Annotated in this window: 15 protein-coding genes; 6 read left to right on the forward strand and 9 right to left on the reverse strand. The window is 73.2% G+C overall.

Features of this window, described 5'->3' with window-relative positions:
• On the forward strand, positions 1-4,320 hold a 4,320-nt coding region (locus tag ACH4FH_RS35875), incomplete at its 5' end, for an NAD-glutamate dehydrogenase (protein WP_398560162.1).
• A gap of 96 nt (positions 4,321-4,416) precedes the next feature.
• On the opposite strand, the gene ACH4FH_RS35880 is transcribed toward ACH4FH_RS35875, so the two are convergent.
• Both ACH4FH_RS35880 and ACH4FH_RS35885 read right to left on the reverse strand, forming a co-directional pair.
• Positions 4,417-5,151: an ABC transporter ATP-binding protein gene (locus tag ACH4FH_RS35880; RefSeq protein ID WP_398560199.1), complete on the reverse strand. Its 735-nt coding sequence runs from the start codon at positions 5,149-5,151 to the stop codon at positions 4,417-4,419.
• Between the two features lie 103 nt (positions 5,152-5,254).
• Positions 5,255-6,184, reverse strand: coding sequence for an ABC transporter permease (locus tag ACH4FH_RS35885; RefSeq protein ID WP_398560163.1), 930 nt, complete (start codon positions 6,182-6,184; stop codon positions 5,255-5,257).
• A 140-nt stretch (positions 6,185-6,324) separates the two neighbouring features.
• Between ACH4FH_RS35885 and ACH4FH_RS35890 the strand changes: the two genes are divergently transcribed.
• Entirely contained in the window at positions 6,325-6,948 is a 624-nt protein-coding gene (locus tag ACH4FH_RS35890) for a TetR/AcrR family transcriptional regulator (RefSeq protein ID WP_398560164.1), read from the forward strand.
• A gap of 219 nt (positions 6,949-7,167) precedes the next feature.
• Complete coding sequence (locus ACH4FH_RS35895; protein ID WP_398560165.1) at positions 7,168-9,399, forward strand: PIG-L family deacetylase; 2,232 nt, start codon at positions 7,168-7,170, stop codon at positions 9,397-9,399.
• On the opposite strand, the gene ACH4FH_RS35900 is transcribed toward ACH4FH_RS35895, so the two are convergent.
• The 3 genes from ACH4FH_RS35900 to ACH4FH_RS35910 form a co-directional block, all read right to left on the reverse strand.
• Positions 9,354-9,833, reverse strand: coding sequence for a GtrA family protein (locus tag ACH4FH_RS35900; protein ID WP_398560166.1), 480 nt, complete (start codon positions 9,831-9,833; stop codon positions 9,354-9,356). The genes ACH4FH_RS35895 and ACH4FH_RS35900 overlap by 46 nt on opposite strands.
• Positions 9,833-10,885, reverse strand: a complete 1,053-nt coding sequence (locus ACH4FH_RS35905; protein WP_398560167.1) for a glycosyltransferase family 2 protein — start codon at positions 10,883-10,885, stop codon at positions 9,833-9,835. Before ACH4FH_RS35905 ends, ACH4FH_RS35900 begins: the two co-directional genes overlap by 1 nt.
• Positions 10,886-10,948: 63 nt before the next feature.
• On the reverse strand, positions 10,949-13,549 hold the full coding sequence (locus ACH4FH_RS35910) for a YfhO family protein (protein ID WP_398560168.1): 2,601 nt from the start codon (positions 13,547-13,549) through the stop codon (positions 10,949-10,951).
• A 204-nt stretch (positions 13,550-13,753) separates the two neighbouring features.
• Here ACH4FH_RS35910 and ACH4FH_RS35915 point away from each other — a divergent pair, with 204 nt between their 5' ends.
• Entirely contained in the window at positions 13,754-15,727 is a 1,974-nt protein-coding gene (locus ACH4FH_RS35915; RefSeq protein WP_398560169.1) for a glycosyltransferase family 2 protein, read from the forward strand.
• A gap of 107 nt (positions 15,728-15,834) precedes the next feature.
• Here ACH4FH_RS35915 and galE read toward each other — a convergent pair whose 3' ends face one another.
• The 3 genes from galE to ACH4FH_RS35930 all read right to left on the reverse strand — a co-directional run bounded on the left by galE (position 15,835) and on the right by ACH4FH_RS35930 (position 22,553).
• Entirely contained in the window at positions 15,835-16,821 is a 987-nt protein-coding gene (gene galE / locus ACH4FH_RS35920; RefSeq protein WP_398560170.1) for a UDP-glucose 4-epimerase GalE, read from the reverse strand.
• Between the two features lie 56 nt (positions 16,822-16,877).
• Positions 16,878-18,533: a glycosyltransferase family 2 protein gene (locus ACH4FH_RS35925; RefSeq protein WP_398560200.1), complete on the reverse strand. Its 1,656-nt coding sequence runs from the start codon at positions 18,531-18,533 to the stop codon at positions 16,878-16,880.
• A gap of 294 nt (positions 18,534-18,827) precedes the next feature.
• Positions 18,828-22,553 carry a CDP-glycerol glycerophosphotransferase family protein gene (locus tag ACH4FH_RS35930; protein WP_398560171.1) on the reverse strand — a complete coding sequence of 1,242 codons (3,726 nt, stop codon included), beginning with the start codon at positions 22,551-22,553 and terminating at the stop codon, positions 18,828-18,830.
• Between the two features lie 173 nt (positions 22,554-22,726).
• On the opposite strand from ACH4FH_RS35930, the gene ACH4FH_RS35935 reads away from it, so the two are divergent.
• Complete coding sequence (locus tag ACH4FH_RS35935; protein WP_398560172.1) at positions 22,727-25,030, forward strand: CDP-glycerol glycerophosphotransferase family protein; 2,304 nt, start codon at positions 22,727-22,729, stop codon at positions 25,028-25,030.
• Positions 25,031-25,198: 168 nt separating this feature from the next.
• A complete protein-coding gene (locus ACH4FH_RS35940; RefSeq protein ID WP_398560173.1) occupies positions 25,199-25,888 on the forward strand; it encodes a class I SAM-dependent methyltransferase in 690 nt (229 codons plus the stop codon).
• 43 nt (positions 25,889-25,931) lie between these two features.
• Here ACH4FH_RS35940 and ACH4FH_RS35945 read toward each other — a convergent pair whose 3' ends face one another.
• Positions 25,932-26,876 carry a class I SAM-dependent methyltransferase gene (locus ACH4FH_RS35945; RefSeq protein ID WP_398560174.1) on the reverse strand — a complete coding sequence of 315 codons (945 nt, stop codon included), beginning with the start codon at positions 26,874-26,876 and terminating at the stop codon, positions 25,932-25,934.
• Positions 26,877-26,961 lie beyond the last annotated feature (85 nt).

Genomic DNA, 26,961 nt, shown 5'->3' on the forward strand with positions numbered 1-26,961 from the left:
AAGATGCGCGGCGCGGCGCTGCGCATCGCCGACGAGCTGCCCGCCGAGCCGACCGCCGGCGACCTGCGCGACCAGGAGATCGACGAGGCCCGCGAGCTGCTGCGATGGCTGTCAGCCGACCACTTCACCTTCCTGGGCTTCCGCGAGTACGAGCTGGTCTCCGCGCCCGGTGAGGGCGGCGCCGAGGAGGACGTGCTGACCGCCGTGCCCGGTACGGGCCTGGGCATCCTGCGCGCCGACCCCTCGCACGCCGACGACGACGGCCACCCCGTCTCGCCGTCCTTCAACCGACTCCCGGCGGACGCCCGCGCCAAGGCCCGTGAGCACAAGCTGCTCATCCTGACCAAGGCCAACAGCCGCGCCACCGTCCACCGCCCCTCCTACCTCGACTACGTCGGGGTCAAGAAGTTCGACGCCGAGGGAAACGTCATCGGCGAGCGCCGCTTCCTGGGGCTGTTCTCCTCCGCCGCGTACACCGAGTCGGTGCGCCGGGTCCCGGTCATCCGACGCAAGGTCGCCGAGGTCCTCGAAGGCGCGGGCTTCAGCCCGAACAGCCACGACGGCCGCGACCTGCTGCAGATCCTGGAGACCTACCCGCGCGACGAGCTGTTCCAGACGCCGGTCGAGCAGCTGCGCGCCATCGCCACCAGCGTGCTCTACCTCCAGGAGCGCCGTCGGCTGCGGCTCTACCTCCGCCAGGACGAGTACGGCCGTTACTACTCCGCGCTGGTCTACCTCCCGCGCGACCGCTACACGACCGGCGTCCGGCTGCGGCTGATCGACATCCTCAAGGAGGAACTCGGCGGCACCAACGTCGACTTCACCGCGTGGAACACCGAGTCGATCCTCTCCCGGCTGCACTTCGTCATCCGCGTCGAGCCCGGTGCGTCCCTCCCGGACCTCACCGACAGCGATGTGGACCGCATCGAGGCCCGGCTGGTCGAGGCCGCCCGCTCCTGGGCCGACGGGTTCTCCGAGGCACTGACCGCCGAGGTCGGTGAGGAGCGTGCCGCCGAGCTGCTGCGCCGCTACGGCCATGCCTTCCCCGAGGGCTACAAGGCCGACAACTCGCCGCGCAGCGCCGTCGCCGACATCCAGCACCTGGAGAAGCTCACCGGCGAGTCGGGACGCGACTTCTCGGTCAGCCTCTACGAGCCGGTCGGCGCCGGCCCCGGCGAGCGCCGCTTCAAGATCTACCGCAGGGGCGAGCCGGTCTCGCTGTCGCGCGTGCTGCCGGGGCTGAACCGCCTGGGTGTCGAGGTCGTCGACGAGCGTCCGCACGAGCTGCGCTGCGCGGACGCCACCATCGCGTGGGTCTACGACTTCGGCCTGCGGATGCCGGAGCACGTCAAGGGCGACGACGCCCGCGAGCGTTTCCAGGAAGCCTTCACGGCGGTGTGGACCGGCGCGGCGGAGAGCGACAACTTCAACACGCTGGTGCTGCGGGCCGGCCTCCACTGGCGCCAGGCGATGGTGCTGCGCGCGTACGCCAAGTACCTGCGGCAGGCCGGATCGACCTTCAGCCAGACGTACATGGAGGACACCCTCGCCAACAACGTCCACACCACCCGGCTGCTGGTCTCGCTGTTCGAGGCGCGGATGTCGCCGGAGCGGCAGCGGGCCGGGACGGAGCTGACCGACGGTCTGCTGGAGGAGCTGGACGGCGCGCTCGACCAGGTCGCCTCCCTGGACGAGGACCGGATCCTGCGGTCCTTCCTGACCGTCATCAAGGCGACGCTGCGCACCAACCACTACCAGCGCGACAGCCATGGCCGCCCGCACAGCTACCTGTCCATGAAGCTGGACCCGCAGGCCATCCCCGACCTGCCGGCACCCCGCCCGGCGTACGAGATCTGGGTGTACTCGCCCAAGGTCGAGGGTGTCCACCTGCGGTTCGGCAAGGTGGCCCGAGGCGGTCTGCGCTGGTCGGACCGCCGGGAGGACTTCCGTACGGAGATCCTCGGCCTGGTCAAGGCGCAGATGGTCAAGAACACCGTCATCGTGCCGGTCGGCGCGAAGGGCGGCTTCGTCGGCAAGCAGCTGCCGGACCCGGCGCAGGACCGCGACGCGTGGCTGGCCGAGGGCATCGCCAGCTACAAGACCTTCATCTCCGGTCTGCTGGACATCACCGACAACCTCGTCGGCGGCGAGGTCGTGCACCCGCAGGACGTCGTCCGCCACGACGAGGACGACACCTACCTCGTCGTCGCCGCCGACAAGGGCACCGCGACGTTCTCCGACATCGCCAACGAGGTCGCCGAGTCCTACGGCTTCTGGCTCGGGGACGCCTTCGCCTCCGGCGGCAGCGCCGGATACGACCACAAGGGCATGGGCATCACCGCCCGCGGCGCCTGGGAGTCGGTCAAGCGGCACTTCCAGGAGCTGGGCCACGACACCCAGACCCAGGACTTCACCGTCGTCGGCGTCGGCGACATGTCCGGTGACGTCTTCGGCAACGGCATGCTGCTCAGCGAGCACATCCAGCTGGTCGCCGCCTTCGACCACCGGCACATCTTCATCGACCCCAAGCCCGACGCGGCGGTCGGCTACGCCGAGCGACGCCGGATCTTCGAGCTGCCGCGCTCGTCGTGGGCCGACTACAACACCGACCTGCTCTCGGCGGGCGGTGGCATCCATCCGCGGTCGGCCAAGTCCATCCCGATCAACGCGCAGGTGCGGGCCGCCCTGGGCATCGAGCCCGGCGTGAAGAAGATGACGCCGGCCGATCTGATGCAGGCCATCCTCAAGGCGCCGGTCGACCTGCTGTGGAACGGCGGCATCGGCACGTACGTGAAGTCCTCGGCGGAGTCCAACGCCGATGTGGGCGACAAGTCCAACGACGCGATCCGGGTCGACGGCGAGGACCTGCGGGTCAAGGTCGTCGGCGAGGGCGGCAACCTCGGCCTGACCCAGCTGGGCCGGATCGAGTTCGCGCTGGCCGGCGGGAAGATCAACACCGACGCGATCGACAACAGCGCCGGTGTCGACACCTCCGACCACGAGGTCAACATCAAGATCCTGCTCAACTCGGTCGTCGCCGACGGCGATATGACGGTCAAGCAGCGCAACAAGCTGCTGGCCGAGATGACCGACGAGGTCGGCGCGCTGGTGCTGCGCAACAACTACGCGCAGAACACCGCGCTGGCGCTGGCGCAGGCCCAGTCGTCCAGCATGCTGCACGCCCAGCAGCGCTTCATGCGCCGTCTGGTGCGCGACGGTGACCTCGACCGGGCGCTGGAGTTCCTGCCCACTGACCGGCAGATCCGCGAGCGGCTGACCGCCGGGCGCGGGCTGAGCCAGCCCGAGACCGCGGTGCTGTTGGCGTACACCAAGATCACGGTTGCCGACGCGCTGATCCACACCGGCCTGCCGGACGACCCCTACCTCCAGCGGCTGCTGCACGCCTACTTCCCGTCGGCGCTGCACGACCGCTTCGCCGAGCAGGTCGACGCCCACGCGCTGCGCCGCGAGATCGTCACGACCGTGCTGGTCAACGACACCGTGAACACCGGCGGTACGAGCTTCCTGCACCGCATGCGGGAGGAGACCGGGGCATCCCTCGAAGAGGTCGTGCGGGCGCACACCGCGGCGCGGGCGATCTTCTCCCTGGGTCAGGTCTGGGACGACGTCGAGGCGCTGGACAACATCGTCGCGGCCGATGTGCAGACCCGCATCCGGCTGCACTCGCGCCGGCTGGTCGAGCGGGGCACCCGCTGGCTGCTCAACAACCGGCCGCAGCCGCTGGAGCTTTCGGAGACCATCGACTTCTTCGCGGAGCGGGTCGCCGGGGTCTGGACGGCGGTGCCGAAGCTGCTGCAGGGCAGCGACCTGGAGTGGTACGAGACGATCCGGACGGAGCTGACCGACGCCGGTGTGCCCGAGCAGCTGGCCGTGCGGGTGTCGGGCTTCTCCTCGGTCTTCCCGGCGCTGGACATCGTCGCCATCGCCGACCGCACCGGCAAGGAGCCGCTGGATGTCGCCGAGGTCTACTACGACCTGGGTGACCGGCTGCGGATCAACCAACTCCTCGACCGGATCCTGGAGTTGCCGCGCAACGACCGCTGGCAGTCGATGGCCCGCGCCTCGATCCGCGAGGACCTCTTCGCGGCGCACGCGGCGCTGACCGCCGATGTCCTGTCGGTGGGCAACGGCACCTCGACGCCCGAGCAGCGGTTCAAGGCGTGGGAGGAGGCCAACGCGGCCATCCTCGGCCGGGCCCGCGCCACCCTGGAGGAGATCCACGGTTCGGACGGCTTCGACCTGGCGAACCTCTCGGTCGCCATGCGGACGATGCGTACGCTGCTGCGCACGCACAGCTGACGCGCCCCGCACGACGGACGGCCCCGGAGCAACAGGCTCCGGGGCCGTCCCCGTGTGTGCGGCGCGAGCGGTCCGGGCGGGGCCGGCCGGCGCCGGTTACCGGAACGCTTCGTACGCCTTGACGACCTCGTCCGTCGGGCCGTCCATCACCAACTGGCCCTTCTCCAGCCACAGCACGCGGTTGCAGGTGTCGCGGATCGACTTGTTGTTGTGGCTGACGAGGAAGACGGTGCCGGCTTCCTCGCGCAGTTCGCGGATGCGGGCCTCGGAGCGCTTCTGGAAGCTGCGGTCGCCGGTGGCGAGAGCCTCGTCGATCATCAGCACGTCGTGGTTCTTGGCGGCGGCGATGGAGAACCGCAGCCGGGCGGCCATCCCGGAGGAGTAGGTGCGCATCGGCAGCGAGATGAAGTCGCCCTTCTCGTTGATGCCGGAGAAGTCGACGATGCCGTCGTAGCGCTCGCGCACCTCCTCGCGGCTCATGCCCATCGCCAGGCCGCCGAGGGTGACGTTCCGTTCGCCGGTCAGGTCGTTCATCATCGCGGCGTTGACGCCCAGCAGCGAGGGCTGGCCGTGGGTGTAGACGCGGCCGCTCGCGGGCGGCAGCAGGCCCGCGATGGCGCGCAGCAGGGTGGATTTGCCGGATCCGTTGGAGCCGATCAGGCCGATCGCCTCGCCCTTGTGGGCGACGAAGGTGACGCCCTTGACGGCATGCACCTCGCGGGTGCCCGCGGAGGTGGTGCGGCGGACGATCCGGCTCAGTGCGGAGACCGCGCTGCCCCGGCCGCCGCCCGCGCCGTGCACTTTGTAGACGATGTGGACGTCGTCGGCGATGACGGTGGGGACGCGCTCGTCGGGCGCCGTCGTGGCGGCCGGGCCGGCCGGCCGCGGGGCCGTGGACGGGAGCGCGCCGGGGTGTTCGGTAACGGTGATGGTGTCAGCCACGGCCGTACTCCTCCTCCGCCTTCCAGAAGTAGAGATATCCGACGGTGCCGGACAGCAGGGCCCAGCCCAGGGCCATCGGCCAGACGTGCGGCGGCAGGGTGTCGGCCCGCACGGTGTCGATCAGGGCGTAGCGCATCAGGTCGATGTAGATCAGCGCGGGATTGAGGTCCAGGAGCACCGCGACCAGGTGCGGTGCGTCGCGGGTGAAGTTCGAGATGTCGTAGAAGACGCCGGAGGCGTACATCCAGGTGCGCAGGACGAACGGCATCAGCTGGGCGGTGTCGCTGGTGCGGGCGCCGATCCGCGCCATGATCATCGCGAGTCCGGCGTTGAAGACCGACTGGAGCAGCAGCGCCGGGATCATCAGCAGCCAGTGCCAGGTCAGCGGCACTCCGCAGAGCAGCACGATGGCGCCGAGCACGCCCATCGAGAAGACCAGCTGCTGGAGCTGGATGAGGGTGTGGGCGAGGGGCAGGCAGGCGCGGGGGAAGTGCAGGGCGCGGACCAGGCCGAGGCTGCCGGAGATGGATCGGGTGCCGGCCAGCACCGTGGACTGGGTGAACGTGAAGATGAAGATGCCGGTGCATAGGAACGGGATGAAGTTCTCGATGCCGCGGCTGGTGTGCAGCAGCACACCGAAGATCAAGTAGTAGACGCCCGCGTTGAGCAGCGGGGTCATGACCTGCCAGAGCTGGCCGAGCTTGGCGGTGGTGTACGTCGCGGTGAGCCGGGCGGTGGCGAAGGAGCCGATGAAGTGCCGGCGGGCCCAGAGGCGGCGGGTGTAGGCGGGGAGCGAGGGCCGGGCGCCGCTCACCGCCAGGCCGTGACGTTCGGCCAGTGCGCGCAGTTCCGGGTCGGGGGGCGCGCCGGGAGCGGGCGCCCGGGCGGGCGCCGGGGCCGGTGGAGCGAGGGTCTGGGGCATGGAGGCCGCTTTCGTACCTGACGACGTCGGGGGCGGTGAACATGCGGAGCGACGGAACGGGTCCGTATCGTCGCGACGCCGACAGTAGAGGACCGTCACGTCGAAACGCAACCGTAGCGTCGTGACGCTATGCTCATGGCATGGCAAAAAACGGCAGCGAGACTGACCCCGCGGCGGCACGCCGGGCCCCGGCCGGCGCCGCCGTGCTGCGGGAGGACAAGACCGCCGCGATCCGCGCCGCGGTCTTCGAGGAACTGGCCGCGGTCGGCTTCGCGCGGATGTCGATCGAGGGCATCGCACGGCGGGCGGGCGTCGGCAAGACCGCCGTCTACCGGCGGTGGCGCTCCAAGCTGCACCTCGTCCTGGACGTGGTCTCCGCGGTGGCGGTGGCCGGTATGCCGACCCCGGACACCGGGTCGCTGCAAGGGGATGTGCGCATGCTGCTGGAGGTCGCGGCCCGCGCGCTGCGGCACCCGGTTGCCGCCCAGATCATTCCCGACCTGCTGGCAGAGGCGGCGCGCAGCCCCGAACTGGCCGATGCCCTCAAAAGCGCCCTGCACGACAGTCAGGAGGGCGTGGCCACCGCGATGCTGGCCCGCGCGGCCGAACGTGGCGAGATCCCCGCGGGCGCCGACGCCCGACTGGCCCTGGACCTGCTGACCGGCCCGCTGTACTGGCGGCTGCTGGTCGTCCGCGACGAGCTGCCGCCGGCCTATCTCGACGAGCTGTCGGCGGCGGTGGTCAGCGCACTCGCCAGGCCCTGACCGGGGGCGGGCGCCGGGCCGGCCGCCGACGCGCGCGGGGGGTGTGACGGCGCCCTCGCGGACAGGCGGGATCTGCCGTGCCATCAAATACTGGGAGCGTGCCTCTCGTCGGAGGGCTTCGTCCGGTCCGCGCCTCGCTGCGCATCGGGCCGGTTGGAGCCGCGTCCGACGCGATCCCCGATGGTGGTGGCGCCCTCGGCGCCCCGGAGGAGACCCCGAGTGCAAGCGCGCCCCCCTCGCGTATCCCGCCGCCGGCTGCTTCAGGCGACCGGCGGTGGCGTGCTGGCGGCATCGGCCGGCGCGGGGGTGTGGGCGTGGCTCGCACCCGAGGACCTGCTCACCCGGTCGGCCCAAGGGGCCCGTACCGGCCGGTCCGTGGCCGCCGCTCCCGACCCGGCCTTCTTACACGTCATCGCGCACGCCGACGACGGCCTGTACTTCATGAACCCCGATCTGGAGCAGTCCCTACGCAGCGGCGGGCGCTCGGTCACCGTCTGCCTGACGGGGGGTGAGTCCGACGGCCACAACGTCGGCGAGGGGACCAGCGACCCCGCGAGCGTCCCGCAGGACCGGGCCGCCTTCTCCCGGGCCCGCGCCAACGGGCTGCGCGCCGCACACGCGGTAATGGCCACCGGCGCCCCGGACAGCCCCTGGGACATCGCGGCGGTATCCCTGCTGCCCGGCTTGGAGGTGGAGGTCCAGACGCTGCGGGCCGCTCCGCAGCACCAGCTGATCTTCCTGGGGCTGGTCGAGGCGCGGGCCGTCTGGGCACCCCGGGCGACCAGCCTGCGCGGCCTCTGGCTCGGGGCGTCCGACACGCTTCCCACCCTGCCCGCCGCCGGCACCCCCGTGCGGTGGCCGTTCCACTACACCCGTGAGCAGGTCATCTCGACCCTGGTGGCGGTTTTGGAGCGGGTCGGCCCCTCGGTCGTGCGGACGCTGGACCCGAACGCGGTCCATGAGCCCCACCAGCCGCAGGACGGCCCCGACCTCCAGCCGGCGGGCACCGATGCCCGCCTGGCCGGCCTGCGGTATTTCGACCATCAGGACCACACCGCCTCCGCCTACTTCGTGCAGGCGGCGCTGGCCCGCTACTGGACGCGGGCTCACCGCCGGCCGACCTTCGTCGAGAACTACCTCGGCTACGAGGTCGCCGCCCTGCCCGCCGGCCTGGACACCGCGGCGGCCCGCCGCAAGGGGGACCTGCTGTCGGTCTACGGCTGGGCCGACAACCGCGACTGCGGCGACCCGGCCGGGTGCGGCGACCGCAAGGTGGGAGCCTCCGCCTTCAGCGGCGGCTCCAGCGGCTGGACCCGCAGCACCAGGCTGCGCGCCCCCGGCTCCAACGGCTGGATACGGCCCGCCCGGGACGGCCGGCTCATGGCCTTCGCCGTGCTCGACGGCGCGGCGTGCTGCTGGGCGGAGACCGCGCCGGGCAGCGGCAGCTTCGACGGTCCGGTGCCGGTGGGCGGCGAACTGCTGCACGGTCAGATCCAGGTGGTCCGTCACCCGGACGGCACCCTTCAGCTGTTCGCCTGCCGCACCGTCCTGCCGGGCCGCAACGCCGCCCACCGCCGTGAGCTGATGACCGCAAGGCAGCGCGGCACCACGCCCGACGGCGTGCCCGCCTTCACGCGGTGGGAGTCGCTCGGCTCCCCCGACCCGGATCCGGCCAAGTCGTTGGAGACCGGCTTCCCGGCGGCGGTGGTGGCCCGGAACGGCACGGTGCATGTCTTCGTACGGACCTGGGACGGCGGTATCGCCTGCCGCAGTGGCCCGCACGGCGCGCGGTGGGGGCTGTGGCATCGGCTGGCGGGCCCGGTCGGCTCCCCGCAGGCGTCACCGCAGGTCGTCGACGGACTGGACGCCTGTCTTGACTCCAAGGGGCTGGTGCATCTGGTCGCACCTGCCCCGGGCACGGTGCACCACTGGGTGTCGAAGAAGGCGGGTGCGCTTCCGCAGCCGGCCGCCGCCACCGGCCTGCCGGAAGCGGGCGGCCCGGTCAGCGTCGTCGGGCTGGGCAACGGCGCGGTGCGGGTGGCCTACCGTCAGCCGGCCACCGCGCAGGTGCTGCTCGCCGACTGGCGGCGGCCGGCCGGCGGGTGGCGGGTGACGGCGCGGTGCGCGGTGGTCGGCGGCCACGGCCGGGTGGCCGCCGTGCCGGTCGGCCGCGGCGACCGGATGGTGCTCGCGGTGCGGGACGCCGCGGGCGAGGTGCGGGTCGCGATGGCGCAGGAGGGGCCCCGGCCCTGGCAGCGGGGCAAGGTGCCGCACTCGGCCGCGGCCGGTGTCGCCGAGGACGCCGAGGGCCGCGCCGTGGTGGTGGCGCTGGGCCACGACGGCAGGTTGTACGCGGCCCGTCAGCGGGCGGCCGGGAAGAGCGCGCGGTTCGTGGGCTGGCGGGCTCAGGCCGGCTCGTCGGAGCGGGCCGGGGGCGGCGGGGCGGCCTGAGGGCCGGCATCGTCGGGTCGGTGGCCGTCCGACGTGGCGGCTTCGCGGCGGTCCGGCAGCAGAATCCGCCGGGAGACCAGGTAGGTGACCGGCAGGGCCAGCAGTGCGGCGAGCAGCGGTGCGACCGCGCTGTTCATCCCGCACCAGCTCACCAGCACCACCAGGCCGGCGCTCTGCGCCAGATAGTTGGTGACCTGCGTCAACGGGAAGAGCAGGAACTTACGCCATGTCGGGCGGGTGCGGTAGGTGAAGTGGGTGTTGAGGAAGAACGAGCCGACCAGGCTCACCAGGAAGCCGGCGGTGTACGCCGCGAAATACGGCAGCACGCGGTGCAGCGGGAGATAACAGGCGTAGAACGTCACGGTGTTGACGGCGCCGACGGCGGCGAAGCGGGCTGTCTGTCCCCACGGCACGGCCTGCGGAGACCACCGCATCAGCCCGCCTGGGAGGTGCTGGACGCGGGGTGCGGCGGCGGGGCCGTACGGGCCGCGCGTGCGGCGTTCGTGAGGTCCGTCGAGGTGATGGTGGCCGCGGTGGTGAAGTCCGGCCGGACGCGCGGCTGCGGCGCGCCGTTGGCCTCCTTGACCAGGAAGTGCGGTCGGCGCTTGGCCTCGTAGTAGATCCGTCCGATGTACTCGCCGATCAGGCCGAGCATCACCATGTGCAGACCGCCAAGGCCCACCACGATGGCCACCAGCGTCACATAGCCCGGCGCCGTGACCCCGCCGGCGAGGGCCACACCGATGATCCACAGGGTGTAGAGCGCGGCGCAGGTGGCCAGGCTCAGACCCGCGTAGATCGCCGCGCGCAGCGGGCGGCAGTTGAAGGAGATCATGCCGTCCATGCCGTAGTTGATCAGCGAGCCGAAGCGCCACTTGGTCTCGCCGGCTTCGCGGGCGGCGTTGCGGTAGTCGAAGGTGACCGTGTCGAAACCGATCCAGGAGCACAGCCCCTTGGAGAAGCGGTTGTACTCCGGCAGGGAGAGCAGCGCGTCCACGGCCTTGCGGGACAGCAGCCGGAAATCCCCCGCGCCGTCGGTGAGTTCGACATCCACCCAGGAGTTGACCGCCCGGTAGTACATCCGGGTGAGCACGGTCCGCAGCCGCTTGTCGCCGTCCCGGCTGCGCTTGGCGACGACCTGGTCGTGGCCGAGGTGGTAGAGATCGAGCATCTTCTCGATCAGCTCGGGAGGGTGCTGAAGATCGGCGTCCATGAGGATCACCGCGTCGCCGGTGGCCTCCTTGAGGCCGGCCAGCATCGCGGGTTCCTTGCCGAAGTTGCGGCTGAAGGAGAGGTAGCGGGTGGTGCTGGCGTGCTGCAGCGCGAGGCTGCGCAGCCGGAGCAGGGTCCCGTCGGCGCTGCCGTCGTCCACGTAACACAGCTCGTACTCCACGGCGAGTTCGCCGAGAGCCGCGCGGATGACGTCGTCGAACCGGGATATGACGTCTTCTTCGTTGTAACAGGGCACGACGATGGAAAGCTTCATGGAACTGGCCTTTTCGCCGGGGCAGGGGGCGTTTCACGCGCCGCTCCCTGAGGGCCAAGTCTACTAATGTGCGCCGATGTCACTATTCGGGCGGTGCAGACGTGGTGACGCTCCGGCAGTCACGGGCGGCGCGCCCGGACCGGCGTCACGGCGCCTACGGGCGGCCGCGCCGACGGCCACCGCGGTGAGCACCAGCGCGCCCGCACCGCTCACCGCAAGGCCCGCTTTGAGGCCGGGCGGTGTGTACGAACAGGCCAATCGGGTGGCGCCGGAGCCCAGGCGGACGCTCAGCAGACCGCTGAAGGAGCGGGGCGCGCGGGACGGCCCGCCGTCCACCGAACAGCCCCACCCCCGGGTGAGCGGCACCGCAAGCACCGCGTATCCCGCGCTGCCGGGCCGCAGGGTCGCCGTCAGCCCGTGGCCGCTCGTGCGGAACGCGACCGGGCCCTTGGCGCGCAGGGCGTCCACCGCCGCGTCCAGCTTGCGCGGCGAGACGCAGCCGAGGGCGTACCGGGGGACGTGCTGGTGACCGCGACCGGTGAAGCGCACCGCGACCGTGCCGTCCTCGGGCACCGTGCCCAGTGACCTGACCGGGTTGGCGGTGCGTTCGAACCAGCCCACGGCCCGGGTCCTGCTGCCCAGCCCGCCGACGTGCCCGGAGAACCACTTCGCGTACCAGACGGCGGTGCTGCCCGGGGTGCAGCGCCCGGTGAAGACGGTCCCGGCGCGGTCCGGGTCCGCGGCAGGCTTCCGTACGGCGGGCAGGATCCAGCCGCCCCGGCTGGGCACCGCGACATCACCCGGGCGGGGTGTCAGGGCCGGCACCTCGTAGACGGCGGCGCCGAGCACCCGCTCCTGGCGGGCGAAGACGGTCCCCGTGTGGCCGGCGGGCGGCAGTGTGCGGCGCACGGTCAGCAGGGGGGCGGGCCGCGCACGCCCGGTGGTGTACCGGCCGCCGCCCTCCGGCACCGGAGCCAGATAGCTGCTGACGCCCATGATCGCCCGCCCCACGGGGTCCTCGAAGCTGAGCGTGTGCCGTCCCTTCATGTACCAGCCCGCGCCCAGGCCGTGCAGCGTGCCGGCGGTCCCGGCGGGCACGAAGCTGCTGTAGTACGAGCCGCCCTCGCCGCCGATCAGCAGCGGGTCGTTGTTGGCGAACTCGTGCGGGCCGGGATCGGTGCGCGAGCGGGGCCAGTCGGCGCGGGCGGCCAGCCCGGCGTGGGCGGCGACCGCCCGGTCGTTCAGCGTGGTCTTCGGCCGGAACCAGGCGATCTTGCCCCGCTGCACCGTCACCGAGAACACCGTGTACGCCGAGCCCAGCAGGACCGTGCAGGCCAGCGCCGCGGCGACGGCGGTCCGTAGGCGGGCGCGAGCGGCGTGACCGCGCAGGGAGGACAGTGCCGCCAGCGCCATCCACGCCGCGCCACCGCCGCCGACGACCAGGATCCAGGTGGCGGTGCCGACGGAGTTCCGGTCGCGGCAGAGCATCGCGAGGAGCGCGACCAGCGTCGCCCCTGCGGCGAGTTCGCGGGGGCGCGGGCGGTGCGCCAGGGTGAGCCAGGCGATCATCACGAAGATCGCGCTGAGCACGAAGGAGGCGCGGTACGGGCTTCCGTTGGGCAGCGCCCCGCCGTGCCAGAGCAGGATCGTCGGCTTCCACACGAACGACACGGCGACCCCAGCCGCCAGGCCGTACCAGCCGACCCGCACCCGCAGCGGCAGCGCGCGGACGAACGGGAAGGTGGCCACCAGCAGCAGCCCGAGCATCCCGATGGCGACGTTGGGCACGGGGGTGGCGTGCGCCCCGCCGTGGCCGCCTGGCAGCAGCTGCGCCAACTGGTCGCGCAGCGCCGGCCGGCCGAGGAAAACCGCCTCCGGCGCCGGCTGGGCCGCCTTGCTCGCCCGGTAGGTGACGGTCATCGCGGGCGCCGCGAGCGCGATGCCCACCAGTCCCGCGCCGGCGGCCCGCAGCAGCGACCGCAGCCGGTCGCCGACCGATTTCCGCTCCGCCAGCAGCAGGCGCAGGAGCAGCACCAGCCCCATGGCGAGGGTCGCCATCGCCGCCGTGTAGAAATTGCCCGCCCAAGCGAGGGCGATGAGCAGGGTGGCGGCCACCCAGCGCCGCCGGTGCAGGCACCAGTCCGCGGCGATGCCGATGAGCGGCAGCGCGACCGGCCCCCACATCCACATCGGGTCCGCGTAACCGTCGTTGAGCACCCAGCCGCACAGCCCGTAGCCCACCGCGAGCAGCGCCCGCAGGAGGCCGGAACCGGGCTGCAGCCGGGCCAGGAGGACGGTCATCAGGGCGGCGCCGAGGCCGATACCGAACAGGGTGACCAGGAAGACGGGGAGGTCGACGAGATGGCGGGGGAAGAGCCCGACGAGCCAGGAGAACGGGTTCATCAGGTAGGTGAAGAAATCGGCGAGGAACGGGACGCCGTAGCCGCTGCCCCAGTTGAAGAACAGGTCGCCGCCGGTGTGGCCGTGGATCAGGTCCCACAGCCGGGCGTGGAACGGCACGAACTGGTTGCCCAGATCGTTGATGGCGCGCGAGCGGGCGCCGAAGGGGTAGCCGCCGTGGATCGCCAGGGCCAGGCAGTACGCCGCCATGGACAGCAGCGCCGCGAGCCCGGGTGCGGCCAGGCGCCTGATGGTCGGTCTCACGTCGCCGCGTTCTCCCTGCGCGTCCCGAGACGGCCGGGCAACCTCCCGCGCCCGGACCGCCTCTTACGGGGTGGAGGCCGCCGTACCGGCACCACTCCACGATCAGCGAACGCTCACACTACGGGATATGTCTCGATAGCCCGTTTTACTCTGCCGGGGTGCAGGGTGAATTCCACGGTCCGCAGGAGAGGAACGGAGCGCAGGGTGGCTGTGTCTGACGAAGCGATGGCCGTGGCCGCCGCCGGCCCTTCCGCCGCCGCGCCGACGGTCTCGGTGATCGTGCCGGTGCACAACACCCGGCGCTATCTCGCCCGCAGCATCGGTTCGGTCTTCGCCCAGAGCCTGGACCAGGCCCGGATCGAGCTGATCGCGGTCGACGACGGCTCCACCGACGGCAGCGCGGAGTGGCTGGACGAACAGGCCCGCCGGCACCCGAATCTGACGGTGGTGCGCCAGGCCGCGTCCGGCGGCGCGGGCAGACCGCGCAACATCGGGCTGGCGCGGGCCACCGGCGACTACGTCTTTTTCCTCGACTCCGACGACCGGCTCGGCCCCGAGGCGCTGGACCGGCTCACCGAGATGGCCGAGACCCACGGTTCGGATATCGTCCACGGGCGCATCGTCGGGGCCGACGGCCGCTCCGCACCGGTGGACCTGCGCACCACCAGCGGCAGCGTCTCGGTCTTCGACTCCCCGGTCTACTGGACCCTGGCCGCCTACAAGCTCTTCCGCCGCTCCTTCCTCGACAAGCACCAACTGCGCTTCACCGAGGGGCGGCTGCTGGGCGAGGACCTGCCGTTCGGTATCGCCGCGCTGCTGCGCGCCGGCACCGTCTCCGTCCTCGCCGATCACGACTGCTACCACCTGCACGGCCGGGACGACGACAGCAACGCCACCCGCCAGGACCTGGACTGGGCCGACCAGCTGCGCTACGTCGGCACCGTCCTGGCCGATGTCGCCGAGGCGGTACCGCCCGGTCCGGACCGCGACAAGCTGATGGTCCGGCACTTCCACGGCGAGATCCTCGCCTGCTTCACCGCCCCCTACCTCGCCCGCGACGCCGCGGGCCGCCGCGAGATGGCCGCCGCCGCCCGCCCCCTCGTCGAGCGGTACCTCACCGACCGGGTACGGGCCGCCCTGCCGCCCCGGCTCCGGCTGCGCGCCCACTGCCTGGCCGCCGGACTCGTCGACGAACTGACCGGCATCATCCACGCCGACACCGGCACGGATCCCGCCACCGGGGCTCAGCGCCGGGTCGCGCCCGCGCACATCGACGAGGACGGGCGGGTCTACGCCGGCTACCCGTACTTCCGCGACCCCGCCCGCGGACTGCCCGACGCCTGCTACGACCTCACCGACCGGCTCGTCCTGGAGCAGCGGCTGACGGATTTCGGGTGGGTGGACGGCGTCCTCCAACTGCGCGGCACCGCCGCACTGCCCGGCCTGGAGACGCACTCCGTCGAGGTCGTGCTGCGCGGCGGTGGCGGCGAGTACCGCATCCCGGCCGCCCACTGTGCGGAGGGCGCCTGGCACGCCCGGATCGACCCGGCGACCGCGGCGGACGGCGCGCCCATGGCCGACGGTGTGTGGGGTCTGAAGGTGGCGGTCGCCGCACACCTCGCGGACGGCGCGGCGGCACCCGGCGTACGCCGCGAGGCGTGGCTGTGCCCCGAACGCCGGGACACCGCCGGCATGGCGCCGCGGCTCGCCGACGGCGGCGCGGCCGGCCCGGTCGTCGCCGCGCTCTTCCGCTCGGAGCCGTACGGCCATCTCCACCTCGACCTGGACCGCACCGGCGTCCGCCGGCCGCTGGGCGCCGATCTGCGCGGCGAGGCGACCATCAGCCCGTCCGGGCGGGTCGCCCTCACGACCCGGCTCACCCTGCCCGGCTGCCCCGCAGACGCCGGTCTCCAGCTGATCCTCTTCGACGCCGCACGGACGGTGGCGCTGCGCACCACCGTCGAACGAGGCGCCGGGGACCGCTTCACGGTGTGCTCCCTGCTGCGCAGCGGGCCGCCCGGCACCTGGCGGGTCGCGCTGCGGCTGACCGCCGGGCCGCTACGGAGGGAGCTGCCGGTGCGGGCGGCCGTCCGGCGCGGGGACGTGCGGGCCCCGCTGGTCCTCACCGTGCCGCCGGGCGGCTGCCTGACGGCGCCGCTGTCGCGTTTGTCGCGCTGACGGCGGCGGGCCGACCGGAATCGCGCACGCCCCGTTTCCGGCCGCGCGGGGCGGCGGAGACGGGGCGTGGGCCCTCGGGGCGTGACCGGGTGCGGGTGCGGCGGTGATCAGCCGCGATGCTCCCGCGGGCGGTGGTGCTGCCAGCCCGCCCAGGCCGAGGTGATCATGTCGCGGACGTCGTGGTGGGCCTTCCAGCCCAGCTCGGCGGTGATCCGGTCCGCGGCGGCGACCACCCGTGCCGGGTCGCCCGCACGGCGCGGCGTGACCTGGGCGGTGACCTCGTCGTGCCCGGTGACCTCGGCGATCAGATCGACCATCTCGCGCACCGAAACGCCCTCGCCGCGGCCGATGTTGAGCGTCAGATCGCGGACCGGGCCCGGCTCGGCGAGCTTGCGGGCGGCCGCGACATGCGCGTCGGCGAGGTCGGCGACATGGATGTAGTCGCGGATGCAGGTGCCGTCGGGAGTGTCGTAGTCATCGCCGAAGATGAGGGGCGCCGTGCCCTCGGTGAGCTTCTCGATGACCATCGGGACGATGTTGAAGACACCGGTGTCGGCGAGTTCGGGGGTGGCGGACCCGGCGACGTTGAAATAGCGCAGGCAGGCGGTGCTGATGCCGTGGGCCTTACCGGCCGCGCGGGCCATCCACTCGCCGACGAGCTTGGTCTCGCCGTACGGGTTGATCGGCACGCACGGCGTGTCCTCGGTGACCAGGTCGACGTCGGGCATGCCGTAGACGGCGGCGGAGGACGAGAACACCAGCCGGCCGACGCCACCCGCGGCCATCGCCTCCAGCAGGGTCTGCAGGCCGTGCACGTTCTCGTGGTAGTAGTGCAGCGGCATCTCGACGGACTCGCCGACCTGCTTCTTGGCGGCCAGGTGCACGACATCGGTGACGCCGTGCTCGGCGAGGGTGCGGCTGAGCAGTTCCCGGTCGAGGGTGGAGCCGACGACCAGCGGAACGCCCTCCGGGACCCGGGCGGCCACGCCCGTCGTCAGGTCGTCCAGCACGACGACCGTCTCGCCCGCCTGCCGCAGGGCTCGTACGACATGGGCGCCGATGTAACCGGCACCACCCGTGATCAAGTAAGACATAGCGCCATCCTAGGCTCGGTGGACTCGGTCGGGTCGGGGCGGGGACGGGGCGCCGCTCAGCGGCGCAGCCTACGGGCGGCGATACGCCACACGCTGCGCAGCCCGCACGCGATCCGCAGGGACAGCGCGCCGCCGGTCGTCGCGTACGGCTGCACCAGCAGCAGGGCATGCCGCCTGCTGGGCAGCACGCGGCGGCGCAGCCCCGGGCCGGTCGCCCGGAGCGAGGCGCGGAAGCCGGCGCCGTTCGCGCAGGTCACCTGCGCCATCAGATCCCATGGCTCGGGGTCGGCGGAGCGGCTGCCGTTCCGCGCGGCCAGCGCCGCGAGATCCAGCACCACCTCGGCGGTCCAGCAGACACCGGCCTCATCGCCGGGCGCCGCGGTCGCGGTCAGCGCGGCGGTGTGCACCGGACCGCGCCGGTCGTCGGCGCGGCGCCGCAGCTCGACGTCGATGGTGACCGGCTCGGCCGCCGCCAGCCGCCCGTACATCTCGTGCACGCGCAGCCGCAGCACATTGCGGGCGCCGATGACCGGTTCCGCGTCCACCGTCACCGGCAGCCGGTGCATCGGCTTGGTGCCCAGCGCGTCCAGCTCGACCTCCGGCAGCTCCGCCGACCACACCGCTTGGCCCCCGGCCTCCGCGTACGGCGGCAGCAGGCGGCCGGGCCGGGCCGCCAGGTGGGTCAGGCGCTCCAGATCCCGCGGCTCGGGGGAGGCCAGCACCACCCGGGCGAGCCAGCGCGCCGGTGCGCGCGCCGCGAGCAGATCGGCCTCGTCGAAGCGGGCCAGGTAGGCGCGGGTCAGCCGCCACCAGTCGGCGCGGTAGTCCGCGCCCCGGGTGTGCAGCTCACGGACGTACATCCGAAGGTCGTGGTCGAGGAACTTGATGTCCGCCGCGTGCGCCAGCGCCTTGTGCCCGGCGGACTCGAAGATCTGCACGCTGGTGCGGTGGGCGTCGATCCGGGCCTGCCAGTTGGCGACGTCCTTGCGGTCCAGGGAGATCGACTGCTTGGCGGCGGCGCGGCGCACATGCCAGACGTAGACGCTGTCGGGGATGGTCGCGATCCGCGGGGCCGCGGCCAGCACCCGGGCGGTGAACACGAAGTCCTCGTAGGTGAACCGGCCTTCGGGGAAGGCGATGTCGTGCTCGGTGAGGAACGCCCGGTCGTAGAGCTTGTTGACGCACAGGGTGTCCCGCACCAGCTGAGGGCTGGTCTCGGGGGAGCCGTGCACGGCCGCCTCGCGGTAGAGGTTGGGCTGCCAGGCGACGTCGCGCCGCGCGGGCAGCTCACGCCGTACGCAGGCGCCGGCCGCCACCGGGGCGTCGTGCCGGAGCGCGGCCGTCAGCAGTGCCTGCGCCGCGCCCGGGGGCAGGACGTCGTCGCTGTCCAGGAACATCACGAACCGCCCGGTGGCCGCCCGCACCCCGTCGTTGCGCGGGGTGCCGCAGCCGCCGCTGTTCTCGGTGCGGTGGATGACGCGCAGCCGTGGATCGGCGCGGGCGAGGATGTCCAGGGCCGCGCCGGTGCCGTCGGTGGAGGCGTCGTTCACCGCGATCACCTCGGTGACCGTCTGTCCCGGTGCCCCCTGCGCCAGAGCAGAGCGCACGGCCTCGGAGACATGGGCGACATCGTTGTAGGCGATGACGACGATGCTGACCTGCGCGGTTGGCGTGATGGTGGGCCCAGGCCGTGGCTCTAGGGCTTCTTTCACAGTCACTACATCTACATTTCGTGTCGACAGCGTCTCTGGGCACGAGCGGGGTCCGGACTCCCTGTGTTGGGTCAGAGGGGGATTCCCGCTGAGCGGTTGCACCCTTCGCCACGGTTTTCCCTGTCCTTACTGTCCTGTGACGGACCGAAAGACCGGACTTGGGTGTGCGGGTGTCCGTGAGGACGCCTGCACATGCTGTAACGACGCGAGCGCCGCCGGATGCCGATCCGCGCCGCACGACTTGCCGCGGCCCGGTCGCCGCGGGCGGGCCCGCACGTGTCCGGGCGCCGCGCGTCACTCCGTCAGCAGGTCGGCGACCCGGCCCGCCGCGCCGCCGTCGTCGCGGTGACAGAACGCCTGACGGAAGTCCGCATAGGCGTCCGCCCCCGCCCGGGCGATGGCGTCCAGATCGCCGAGGGCGTCGATCAGTTCCTCCGTCGAGGTGAGCAGCGGACCGGGGACGCGGGCCTCGAAGTCGAGGGTGAAGCCGCGCAGGGTGTCGCGGTAGTGCGGCAGGTCGGGGGTCAGGAAGAGCATCGGACGCCCGGTGTTGGCGAAGTCGGCCGCCAGCGACGAGTAGTCGGTCACCAGGACATCGGCGGCCAGCAGCAGCTCGGTGGCGTCCGGGTGGGTGGAGACATCCATGGCGAACGGCGCGTGGTGGGCCGGCAGCCGGTCGGCGACCAGCGGATGGCCGCGGACCAGCAGCACGTGGTCCGCCTCCAGCGCACGCCGGGCGGCCGTGAGGTCGAGCGGCAGATGCAGGCGGTGGTGGCGGGCGTCGTAGGCCAGGTGGTCCCGGGGGGTCGGTGCGTACAGCACGACCTTCTTGTCCCGCGGGATGCCGAGGTGTGCGCGTACGGCCGCGGCCGCGTGCTCCCGCTCGGGGTGCACCAGCGCGTCGGTGCGTGGCAGGCCGGACTCCAGCAGCTCACCGGAGTAGCCGAGCGCGGAGCGCAGCACCGGGGTGCTGTGCGCGTTGGGGGAGAGCAGCACGCTCCACTGCCGTTCGGGCCGTGCCCGGGGTGCCAGATGGGCCAGTCCGGCGCAGAGCGTGCCGGCCAGGTCGGCGCCGATCCGCTTGAGCGGGGTGCCGTGCCAGGTCTGGACGACCGTCTGGCCGTCCCGCCGGGTGAACCACGCCGGCAGGTGGGTGTTGGTGACGACCCAGCGGCTGTGCGCCAGCGCGCCGTGCCAGGCGGCGCTGCCCACCACCACGGCGCGGGCGGCGCCCGGCACCGGGGCCTGGGCGTCGCGTACCGCCCACAGGTGCTCCACCTCCGTCCCCCTGCGCAGCAGTTCCTCGTGGACGGCGCGCGGGGAGTCCCCGTACGCGCGTCCGCCGAAGCTGCTGTAGAGGACGGTCTCGCGCAGGGGGCGGGTGCGGTGCAGCGGGTAGTGCTGTTCGCGCAGCACCCGGCGGCGGTAGGGACCGCGGTCGATGGCGGGCAGCGTGGGCCCGGCCGCGACGAACGCCTCGTCCTGCCGGTGCCGGTCGAGGACGAGCGGCTTGCCGCGGACGGTACGGGTCGCGGGCAGTCCGTCGAAGACGGCGGGCGGGAAGCGCACCGGTGCGTCCAGCGGGGTGCCGGCCGCGCCCTGCTCGCGCAGATGAAGCGTCCAGCGGCCCTCCCGCAACGGCACCGGCCCGGCGAGCGAGGGGAGCGCGCCCAGTGGCAGCGCGCAGTGGAAGCGGCTGCCGTCGTGCGTGGTGGGGAAGGCGGTCTCGGTGGCGTGCGCGGCGTGCCGCAGCACCAGCTCGGTGGCGTGCGGCGCGGCGTCCGGCAGCGGGCCCGCCAGCAGCAGGGTGCCGTCGGCGCGCCAGAAGACGCGGTCCAGGAACGGCTGCGGGGTGCGGTCGTGCAGCACGAGGTCCCCGCCCGGGGTCGCCGCCACGACCAGCTCCCGGCCGTGCGAGAGGGGGTGGGCGACGGGCGGGAGGTCCGGTGCGCAGGCGACGGGCTCGATACCGCCGTCGGCCAGGACCAGCTCCGCCGCCCAGGTCTCGGTGTGTGCCGGCGGGATCGCCTGCGGGGCGCCGTCCCGGGTGGGACGCGCATCGGCGAGGGTGTCGAGCCGGATGCGGACGGTGAGCCGCCGGTGGCCGGGCGCCGGGTCGTCGCCGCTCCCTGCCGCCTCGGCGTTCTCCACCGGGAAGGACACCACCGTGCCGGTTCCCCGGTGCGTCAGCCGCAGGGCGGACGGGGCCGGGCCGGGGGTGGTGACGGTCAGGTCCAGGGCGCCGGCCGCCGCCGCGCGGTGGCCGGCCAGCCGGTGTGTCCTGCGCTCGACGGACAGCCGCAGCCGCCCGTCCGCGTACCGGGGGGTGACCCGGACGGCTGCGTGCTCACCGGATTCCGCGGCCGTGTCGGGCCACGCGTTCTCCACCCCCTGGCCGGCCTGACGGCCTTGTTCGGGCTGACCGTCTGCCTCTACTGCCCCTACTGCCTCTCCGGTCTCTCCCTTTTCGGGTGCCACCTCCGCGAACGGCACGACCTCGTGGCCGAGCGGCGCGGCGCCCGAGCCGGCGTCCGGTGCGCACAGCCCGGCGGCCCGCACCACGCCCGCCGACGCCAGCAGCACGCTGACGCTCCAGTCGCCCTCCTCCCAGCGGCCGGCCTTGCGCAGCCGGCGCGGATCGAGGGCCAGCTCGAAGCCCGACCAGTCGTAGCAGTGCTGTTCCTGACCGGAGTCCGCGGTGGCCTGCGGCATCGCCACGGGCCGCAGTGGCAGCAGGATCCGGCGACGCCCCTGGGAGACCACGGCCGTCCTGAGGTAGCCGTGCCGGGTGGCGGCGTCCAGGTTGCGGATGTAGGCGTAGCCGCGCAGCAGCAGCGTCCCGTTCTGCCACACCGCCTCCAGAACCCGGGCGCGTACGGGGAAGTCCGTACCCTCCAGCCGGGTCACGCCGGGCGGCAGGGCGAGCGGCGGCGTGAGCGGCAGCACCGCCCGCTTGCGCAGCGGCGGCCCGGTGACCGTGAAGCCGCCGGGGTTGCGTGCCTCGTGCGCGAGCAGCGTCAGCAGGTCCGCGAGCCGGCCGGCGCGGACCAGGTACCAGCGCATCCGCAATTCCACCGGCAGCGCCGGGAAGAGCTGAGGGTCGACGCGGGACAGGAAGTCGCGGGCGCACTCCAGGAAAACGGCCCTGCACTCCGCGGAGGCAGCCGGCAGCGCCTCGATGAGGTCGGGCAACTCGTCGGTGAGCACCGCCCGGTCGTAGTCCGGCAGACACGCCGACCAGCGGCTGCGGGCCGGGTCGGTGAGAAAGGCGCGGACGCCCGCCACCGCCGCGAACCGGTCCCGGACCGACCGGGCGTCCGGCGGCCGGTGGCGGCCGGGGCCGTCCGGCAGGCGCCAGTAGCAGACGTGCTCGTGGAGCACGTCGACCGCGTCGGCGAGGAAGTGGGCCGGCAGCGTCACGGCCGCGTCCTCGCACCACTCGCCGTCGGGAAAGGCGAGGGCGTGCCGGTCCCAGAACGCCCGCCGGAAGACCTTGTTGCGGGCGAAATGGTCGGACAGCAGGGTGAGGTCCTCGGTGATGTGGGTGCGCAGCGCGGTCTCCCGGCCGGCCGGATGGTGCCGGGACTGGCTGCGGCCGGCCGCGCCGAGCCGGTAGACATTGCCGGTCGCGAAGTCCGCACCGGACTTGTCCAGCAGGCCGACGAGATCCTCGTACGCGCGGGGCAACAGCACGTCGTCGGCGTCGAGGAAGGCGAGATGGCCGGTGTCCGGATAGGCGTGCCGGGCGCCGGCGTTGCGCGCCGCGCCGGGGCCGCAGGAGCCGTGCGCGGCGCCGCGGACGATGCGGAAGCGCGGGTCCCGCTCGGTGAAGCGGCGGGCGAGGGCGGTGGGCGCGCTCTCGGCGGATCCGTGCCCCTCGTCCGCCGGGCCGGCGTCCACCATCACCACATCCAGTGCGGTCAGCGTCTGAGCCGCCACCGACTCCAGGCACTCCTCCATATTCCGTTCGGACCCCTCGGTGCGAGGGACCGGTACGACAACGGTGAGCCGAGGCTTCATGCGCGGACCAAGCCTTTCCGGACAGGTTCAGACACGGGACGGGGCGTTCAACTCGCCCATCGGCGACCCGGTCACCGGATCTGCGCTGAAAGGGTGAGGCAGATGATCGACACTCTGTGTCCGCATCGTTACGCTCGGCGTTCGTCCGCTGTTTGAGTGTCTCGATCCACGGGATGGCCATGCCCCGCTTCAGCGTCATCGTCCCCGCCCGCAGCGTGCAGGGATTCCTCCGCGGCTGCCTCAGCTCCGTCCTCGACCAGCCCTTCGGCGACCTGGAGTTGATCGCGGTCGACGACTGCTCGACGGACGAGGGCGGGGCGATCATCGATGAATACGCCGGCCGCGATCCGCGGCTGGTCGGGCTGCACCTGGCGAGGCCCGGGGGTGCGGGGCCCGCCCGTAACGCCGGGGCGGCCCGCGCACAAGGCGACTATCTGCTCTTCCTCGACGGCGACGACACCCTCGCGCCGGACGCCCTGGCCGCCATCGACAAGCGGCTGCGCGCCACCGGAGCCCCGGACATCCTGCTGTGGGACCACGCGCGCACGGACGTCTGGGAGCGGGTGCGGCCCAGCGGCGACGGAGAGTTCCTGGAGCGCGCGACGGCGCACACCACGCCGGGACCCAGGAAGGCCGTACCGCGCACCGCGAAGGCCGCCGGCCCCGCGGCCGCCCGCACCGATGTCTTCACCGCCGCGGAACGCCCCGGCGTGCTCGGGGTGCTGCCCGCCGCCTGGAACCGCGCCGTGCGCCGCGACGTCTGGCGCGCGCGGGCCCTGGCATTCGCCGACGGCCCCTACGAGGACCTCCCGGTCGCCTTCGGCATGCTGCTGGACGCCGAGCGGATCGCGACCCTGGACCGCATCTGCGTCACCTGGCGCCGGCGCCGCCGCGGCAGCGCCTCGACGACCCCCGGCCGGCACCACCTCGTCGCCGTGGACCGCTACGACGAACTTCTGCACCGTGTCGCCCGGCACCCTGACGCGGCCGTCCTGGCCCCCGTGCTCTACGACCGGGCCGCCCGCCACCTCCTGGCGATCCTCGCGGACGGCGCCCGCGTCCCGCCGGCCGACCGGGCCGACTTCCACCGCGCCGCGGCCGGCACCCTGCGCCGGCACCGCCCGTCCGGCGTGCCGCTGCCCGCCGGGCTCGGCTCGTACGGCGGCTACCGTTCGCTGCGCGGCGCCGACGCGCTGCGCAGGGGCGCCGCCGAGCAGCTGCGCACCCGCCGCGAGGCCGCCGCCCGTACCGCCTCCGAGCGCTACTACCGGCTCCAGCTGCGCCGCCCGCTGGACGACAACCTCGTGCTCTACGGCGCGTACGGCAACCGCGGCGTGCACTGCAGCCCCGCCGCGGTCTACCGCAAGGCCCGCGAGACCGCACCCCATCTGCACGGCGTCTGGGCGGTGAACGCCCGTGACCGCGACGAGGTGCCGGCCGGGGTGGACCATGTCGTGACCGGCTCCCGGCGCTACTGGGAGGTGCTGGCCCGCGCCAAGTACCTCGTGCACAACGCGGACTTCGGCCGCCCGTTCCACAAGCGGCCGGACCAGATCTTCCTGCAGACCCACCACGGGACGCCCCTGAAGGCCATGGGCATGGATCTGCGCCGCTACCCCGCGGCGGCGGCCGGCGTCAGCTTCACCCGGCTGCTGGACCACGCCGACCAGTGGGACTACAACCTCAGCGCGAACCCGCACTCCAGCGAGGTCTGGGAGCGGGCCTACCCCAGCGGCTACGAGACCCTGCCCACCGGATATCCGCGCAACGACGCCTACTTCACCGCCACCGCCGACGACATCCGCGCCCTGCGCGCCCGGCTCGGCATCCAACCCGGCACCACCGCCGTCCTCTACACCCCCACCCACCGCGGCTACCTGCGCGACGTCACCCCGCCGCTCGACCTGGAACGGCTCAGCCGCGACCTCGGAGCGGGCTACCAACTCCTCGTCCGCGCCCACCCGTTGTACGGCCCGAACGCCGGGCTCGCGGCCCTCCGGGACGCCGGCAGGATCCTCGACGTCTCCCGCCACCTCCGTGTCGAGGAGCTGTGCCTGGCATCCGACGCGCTGCTCTGCGACTTCTCGTCCCTGCTGTTCGACTACGCCTGCCTGGACCGGCCGATCGTGGTCCACTCCGCCGACTGGGAGACCTTCCGGCGCGCCCGCGGCGTCTATGTCGACCTGCTCTCCGGCGAGCCGGGCGACACCCCCGGCGTGGTCGCCGACGACGAGTACGCCGTCGCCGACGCCTTCCGCTCCGGCCGCTGGGACGCCCCGCACGCGGCCGGTATGCGGGCCGCCTTCCGGGAGCGGTTCTGCCCGTACGACGACGGGCAGGCCGCCGAGCGCGTGGTGCGCCGGGTACTGCTCGGCGACGACGAACTGCTGCCGCCGCTGCCGGCGTCGGAGCGCACCGTGGCACCCACCCCGCGCGAGGCGGAGGAGCGCGGCCGCCTGCTGGGCGCGGGCGTATGAGGCGGCCGTGGGGCGGGGCGCCGGGTGACCGGCGCGCCGCCGAGCCGGGGAGCCGTCGGGGGCGGACCGGCGCGCCGTGCGGGCGGGCCCGGTCCGATGCCGTAGACCCGTGGGGTGTCGTCCCGGCGCCGTTGCGCCGGGCCCCGAGGGAAAGGTGACCGCGACCCGATGTCCGGCCGTACCGACAGCTCCGCCGCCACCGACAGTCCCGAGGCCGCCGGCCCCGGCGGCGACCCCGCCGGCGCCCCGGGCGCCGGCTCCTCCCTCAGCGGCACCGCGCCGCACGCCTCGACCGCGCGACGGCCGGCCCCGGGGCGCACCGGCTCGCCGCGGATCGGGCCCGTCCGGCCCCCGCACCGCAGGCAGCTGCGGCGGATCGGCCGGGGCCGGGTCCTCGACATCGGCTGCGGCACCGGCGACGCCCTGGCGGGCTGCGGGTCCGGCAGCGTCGGTGTGGACCACGACCCGGAGGACGTGGCGCGGTGCCGGGCCCGCGGTCTGACCGCCTTTACCGCCGACGCGTTCCTCGCGAGCCCGCACGCCCGGCCCGGCGCCTTCGACGCCCTGCTGTGCGCGCACGTCCTGGACCGCCTGGACGACGAGCAGGTCGAGGACCTGCTGCGGGCCTACGTGCCGTATGTCCGGCCCGGCGGCGGAATCGTGCTGATCACCCCGCAGGAAGCCGGTCACCGGGCGACCCCCGCCGCGGTCCGCTTCACCGACTTCCCGCTGCTGCGGGCCTTCGCCGAGTCCGCGGGCCTGGCCGTCCGGCGCACCTACTCCTCGCCGCTGCCGCGCCCGGCCGGGAAGCTGCTGCGCGGCAACGCGTTCGTGCTGGTGGGGCAGGTGCCGCTCTGAGAGGTGCCGGCGCGGCCCCGCCCCGCTCGCGACGTCCGGCCGCCTAGCGGGATGCCGCGCGGCCCTTGCGGCGGGCGGCGACGACCGCCTTGGTGAGGACCGGCGGCAGCACGTTCAGTGCGACGCGACGCAGCGAGCCGGGCCGGGGGCGGGGAACCGCGCGGGCCGCGGATGCCGCCGGCGCCCGGTCCGCGGCGCGCGGGCGGAGCGGCGACGCGTGGCGGGAGACCGGCTGGGCGGGGTCCTTGGCGCCCTTGGCGCTCAGCCGGATCAGCGGGGCGCCGTTGACCTGCTGCACCTCGTGCCAGATGTCCTTGTGTGACTCGATCCACGCCAGCAGGGCCGCCTGCAGCGGCTCCGGGTCGCCCCACGTGCCGTAGAACTTCGTGCCGGTGATGCAGACCGGCCGCAGGCCCTCGTTCACCACGGCCTGCCAGGTGGCGGCGGCCACGCCGGGGCAGTGCTCGGCGCGGAAGTCGTCCAGGACGACGATGCCCTGGTCGGTGAGCAGCTCGCGGACCGCCAGGATGTCGCCGTGGACATGCTCGTACAGATGCGAGGCATCGATATGGGCGAAACGTACCGTGTTGTCCTCGACGTGATCCCGGACGACGGAACTGAGGCCCTGCACGACGGTGGGCAACTCGTCATGGAACGCGAGGTAGTTGGCTTCGAACGCGCGGCGGGTCAGGGTCGCGTAGGACTTCTTCATCTCCCGGGAGTTGGAGGCGTCCTCGGCGGGGGAGTCGAAGAGATCACAGACCGTGAAGCGCTCGCCGGCGCGCAGCCGTGCGCCGAGGAAGATCGCGCTCTTGCCCATGTACGCGCCCAGTTCGAGCAGGTCGCCCGACTCGGACCGGTCCCGCTGATGCGCGAGGAACCAGTCGAAAAGCAGCTGGTCAGCGGTGAAGAACCAGCCTTTGACCTCGGACAGTCGCGTGGGTCGCGGGAGTTGTTCGGCACTCTGGTCTGCGGTGAGGGCAGTCATGTGCGGTCCGTCTCCAGACGGTCGGGAATCCAGGGCGAGGGGCGACGCGCAGGTGTGCGGGTGCGATATGTGGCGGCGGTGCTGC

The organism is Streptomyces sp. NPDC017993 (assembly GCF_044328065.1).
Classification (GTDB): Bacteria; Actinomycetota; Actinomycetes; order Streptomycetales; family Streptomycetaceae; genus Streptomyces.

Excerpts from the sequence above, each read along its gene's own strand:
- ACH4FH_RS35930 (WP_398560171.1), bottom strand. The coding sequence starts at position 22,553 with ATGAAGCCTCGGCTCACCGTTGTCGTACCGGTCCCTCGCACCGAGGGG.
- ACH4FH_RS35935 (WP_398560172.1), top strand. The coding sequence starts at position 22,727 with ATGGCCATGCCCCGCTTCAGCGTCATCGTCCCCGCCCGCAGCGTGCAG.
- ACH4FH_RS35940 (WP_398560173.1), top strand. The coding sequence starts at position 25,199 with ATGTCCGGCCGTACCGACAGCTCCGCCGCCACCGACAGTCCCGAGGCC.
- ACH4FH_RS35945 (WP_398560174.1), bottom strand. The coding sequence starts at position 26,876 with ATGACTGCCCTCACCGCAGACCAGAGTGCCGAACAACTCCCGCGACCC.
- ACH4FH_RS35900 (WP_398560166.1), bottom strand. The coding sequence starts at position 9,833 with ATGCGGTGGTCTCCGCAGGCCGTGCCGTGGGGACAGACAGCCCGCTTC.
- ACH4FH_RS35905 (WP_398560167.1), bottom strand. The coding sequence starts at position 10,885 with ATGAAGCTTTCCATCGTCGTGCCCTGTTACAACGAAGAAGACGTCATA.
- galE (WP_398560170.1), bottom strand. The coding sequence starts at position 16,821 with ATGTCTTACTTGATCACGGGTGGTGCCGGTTACATCGGCGCCCATGTC.
- ACH4FH_RS35885 (WP_398560163.1), bottom strand. The coding sequence starts at position 6,184 with ATGCCCCAGACCCTCGCTCCACCGGCCCCGGCGCCCGCCCGGGCGCCC.
- ACH4FH_RS35890 (WP_398560164.1), top strand. The coding sequence starts at position 6,325 with ATGGCAAAAAACGGCAGCGAGACTGACCCCGCGGCGGCACGCCGGGCC.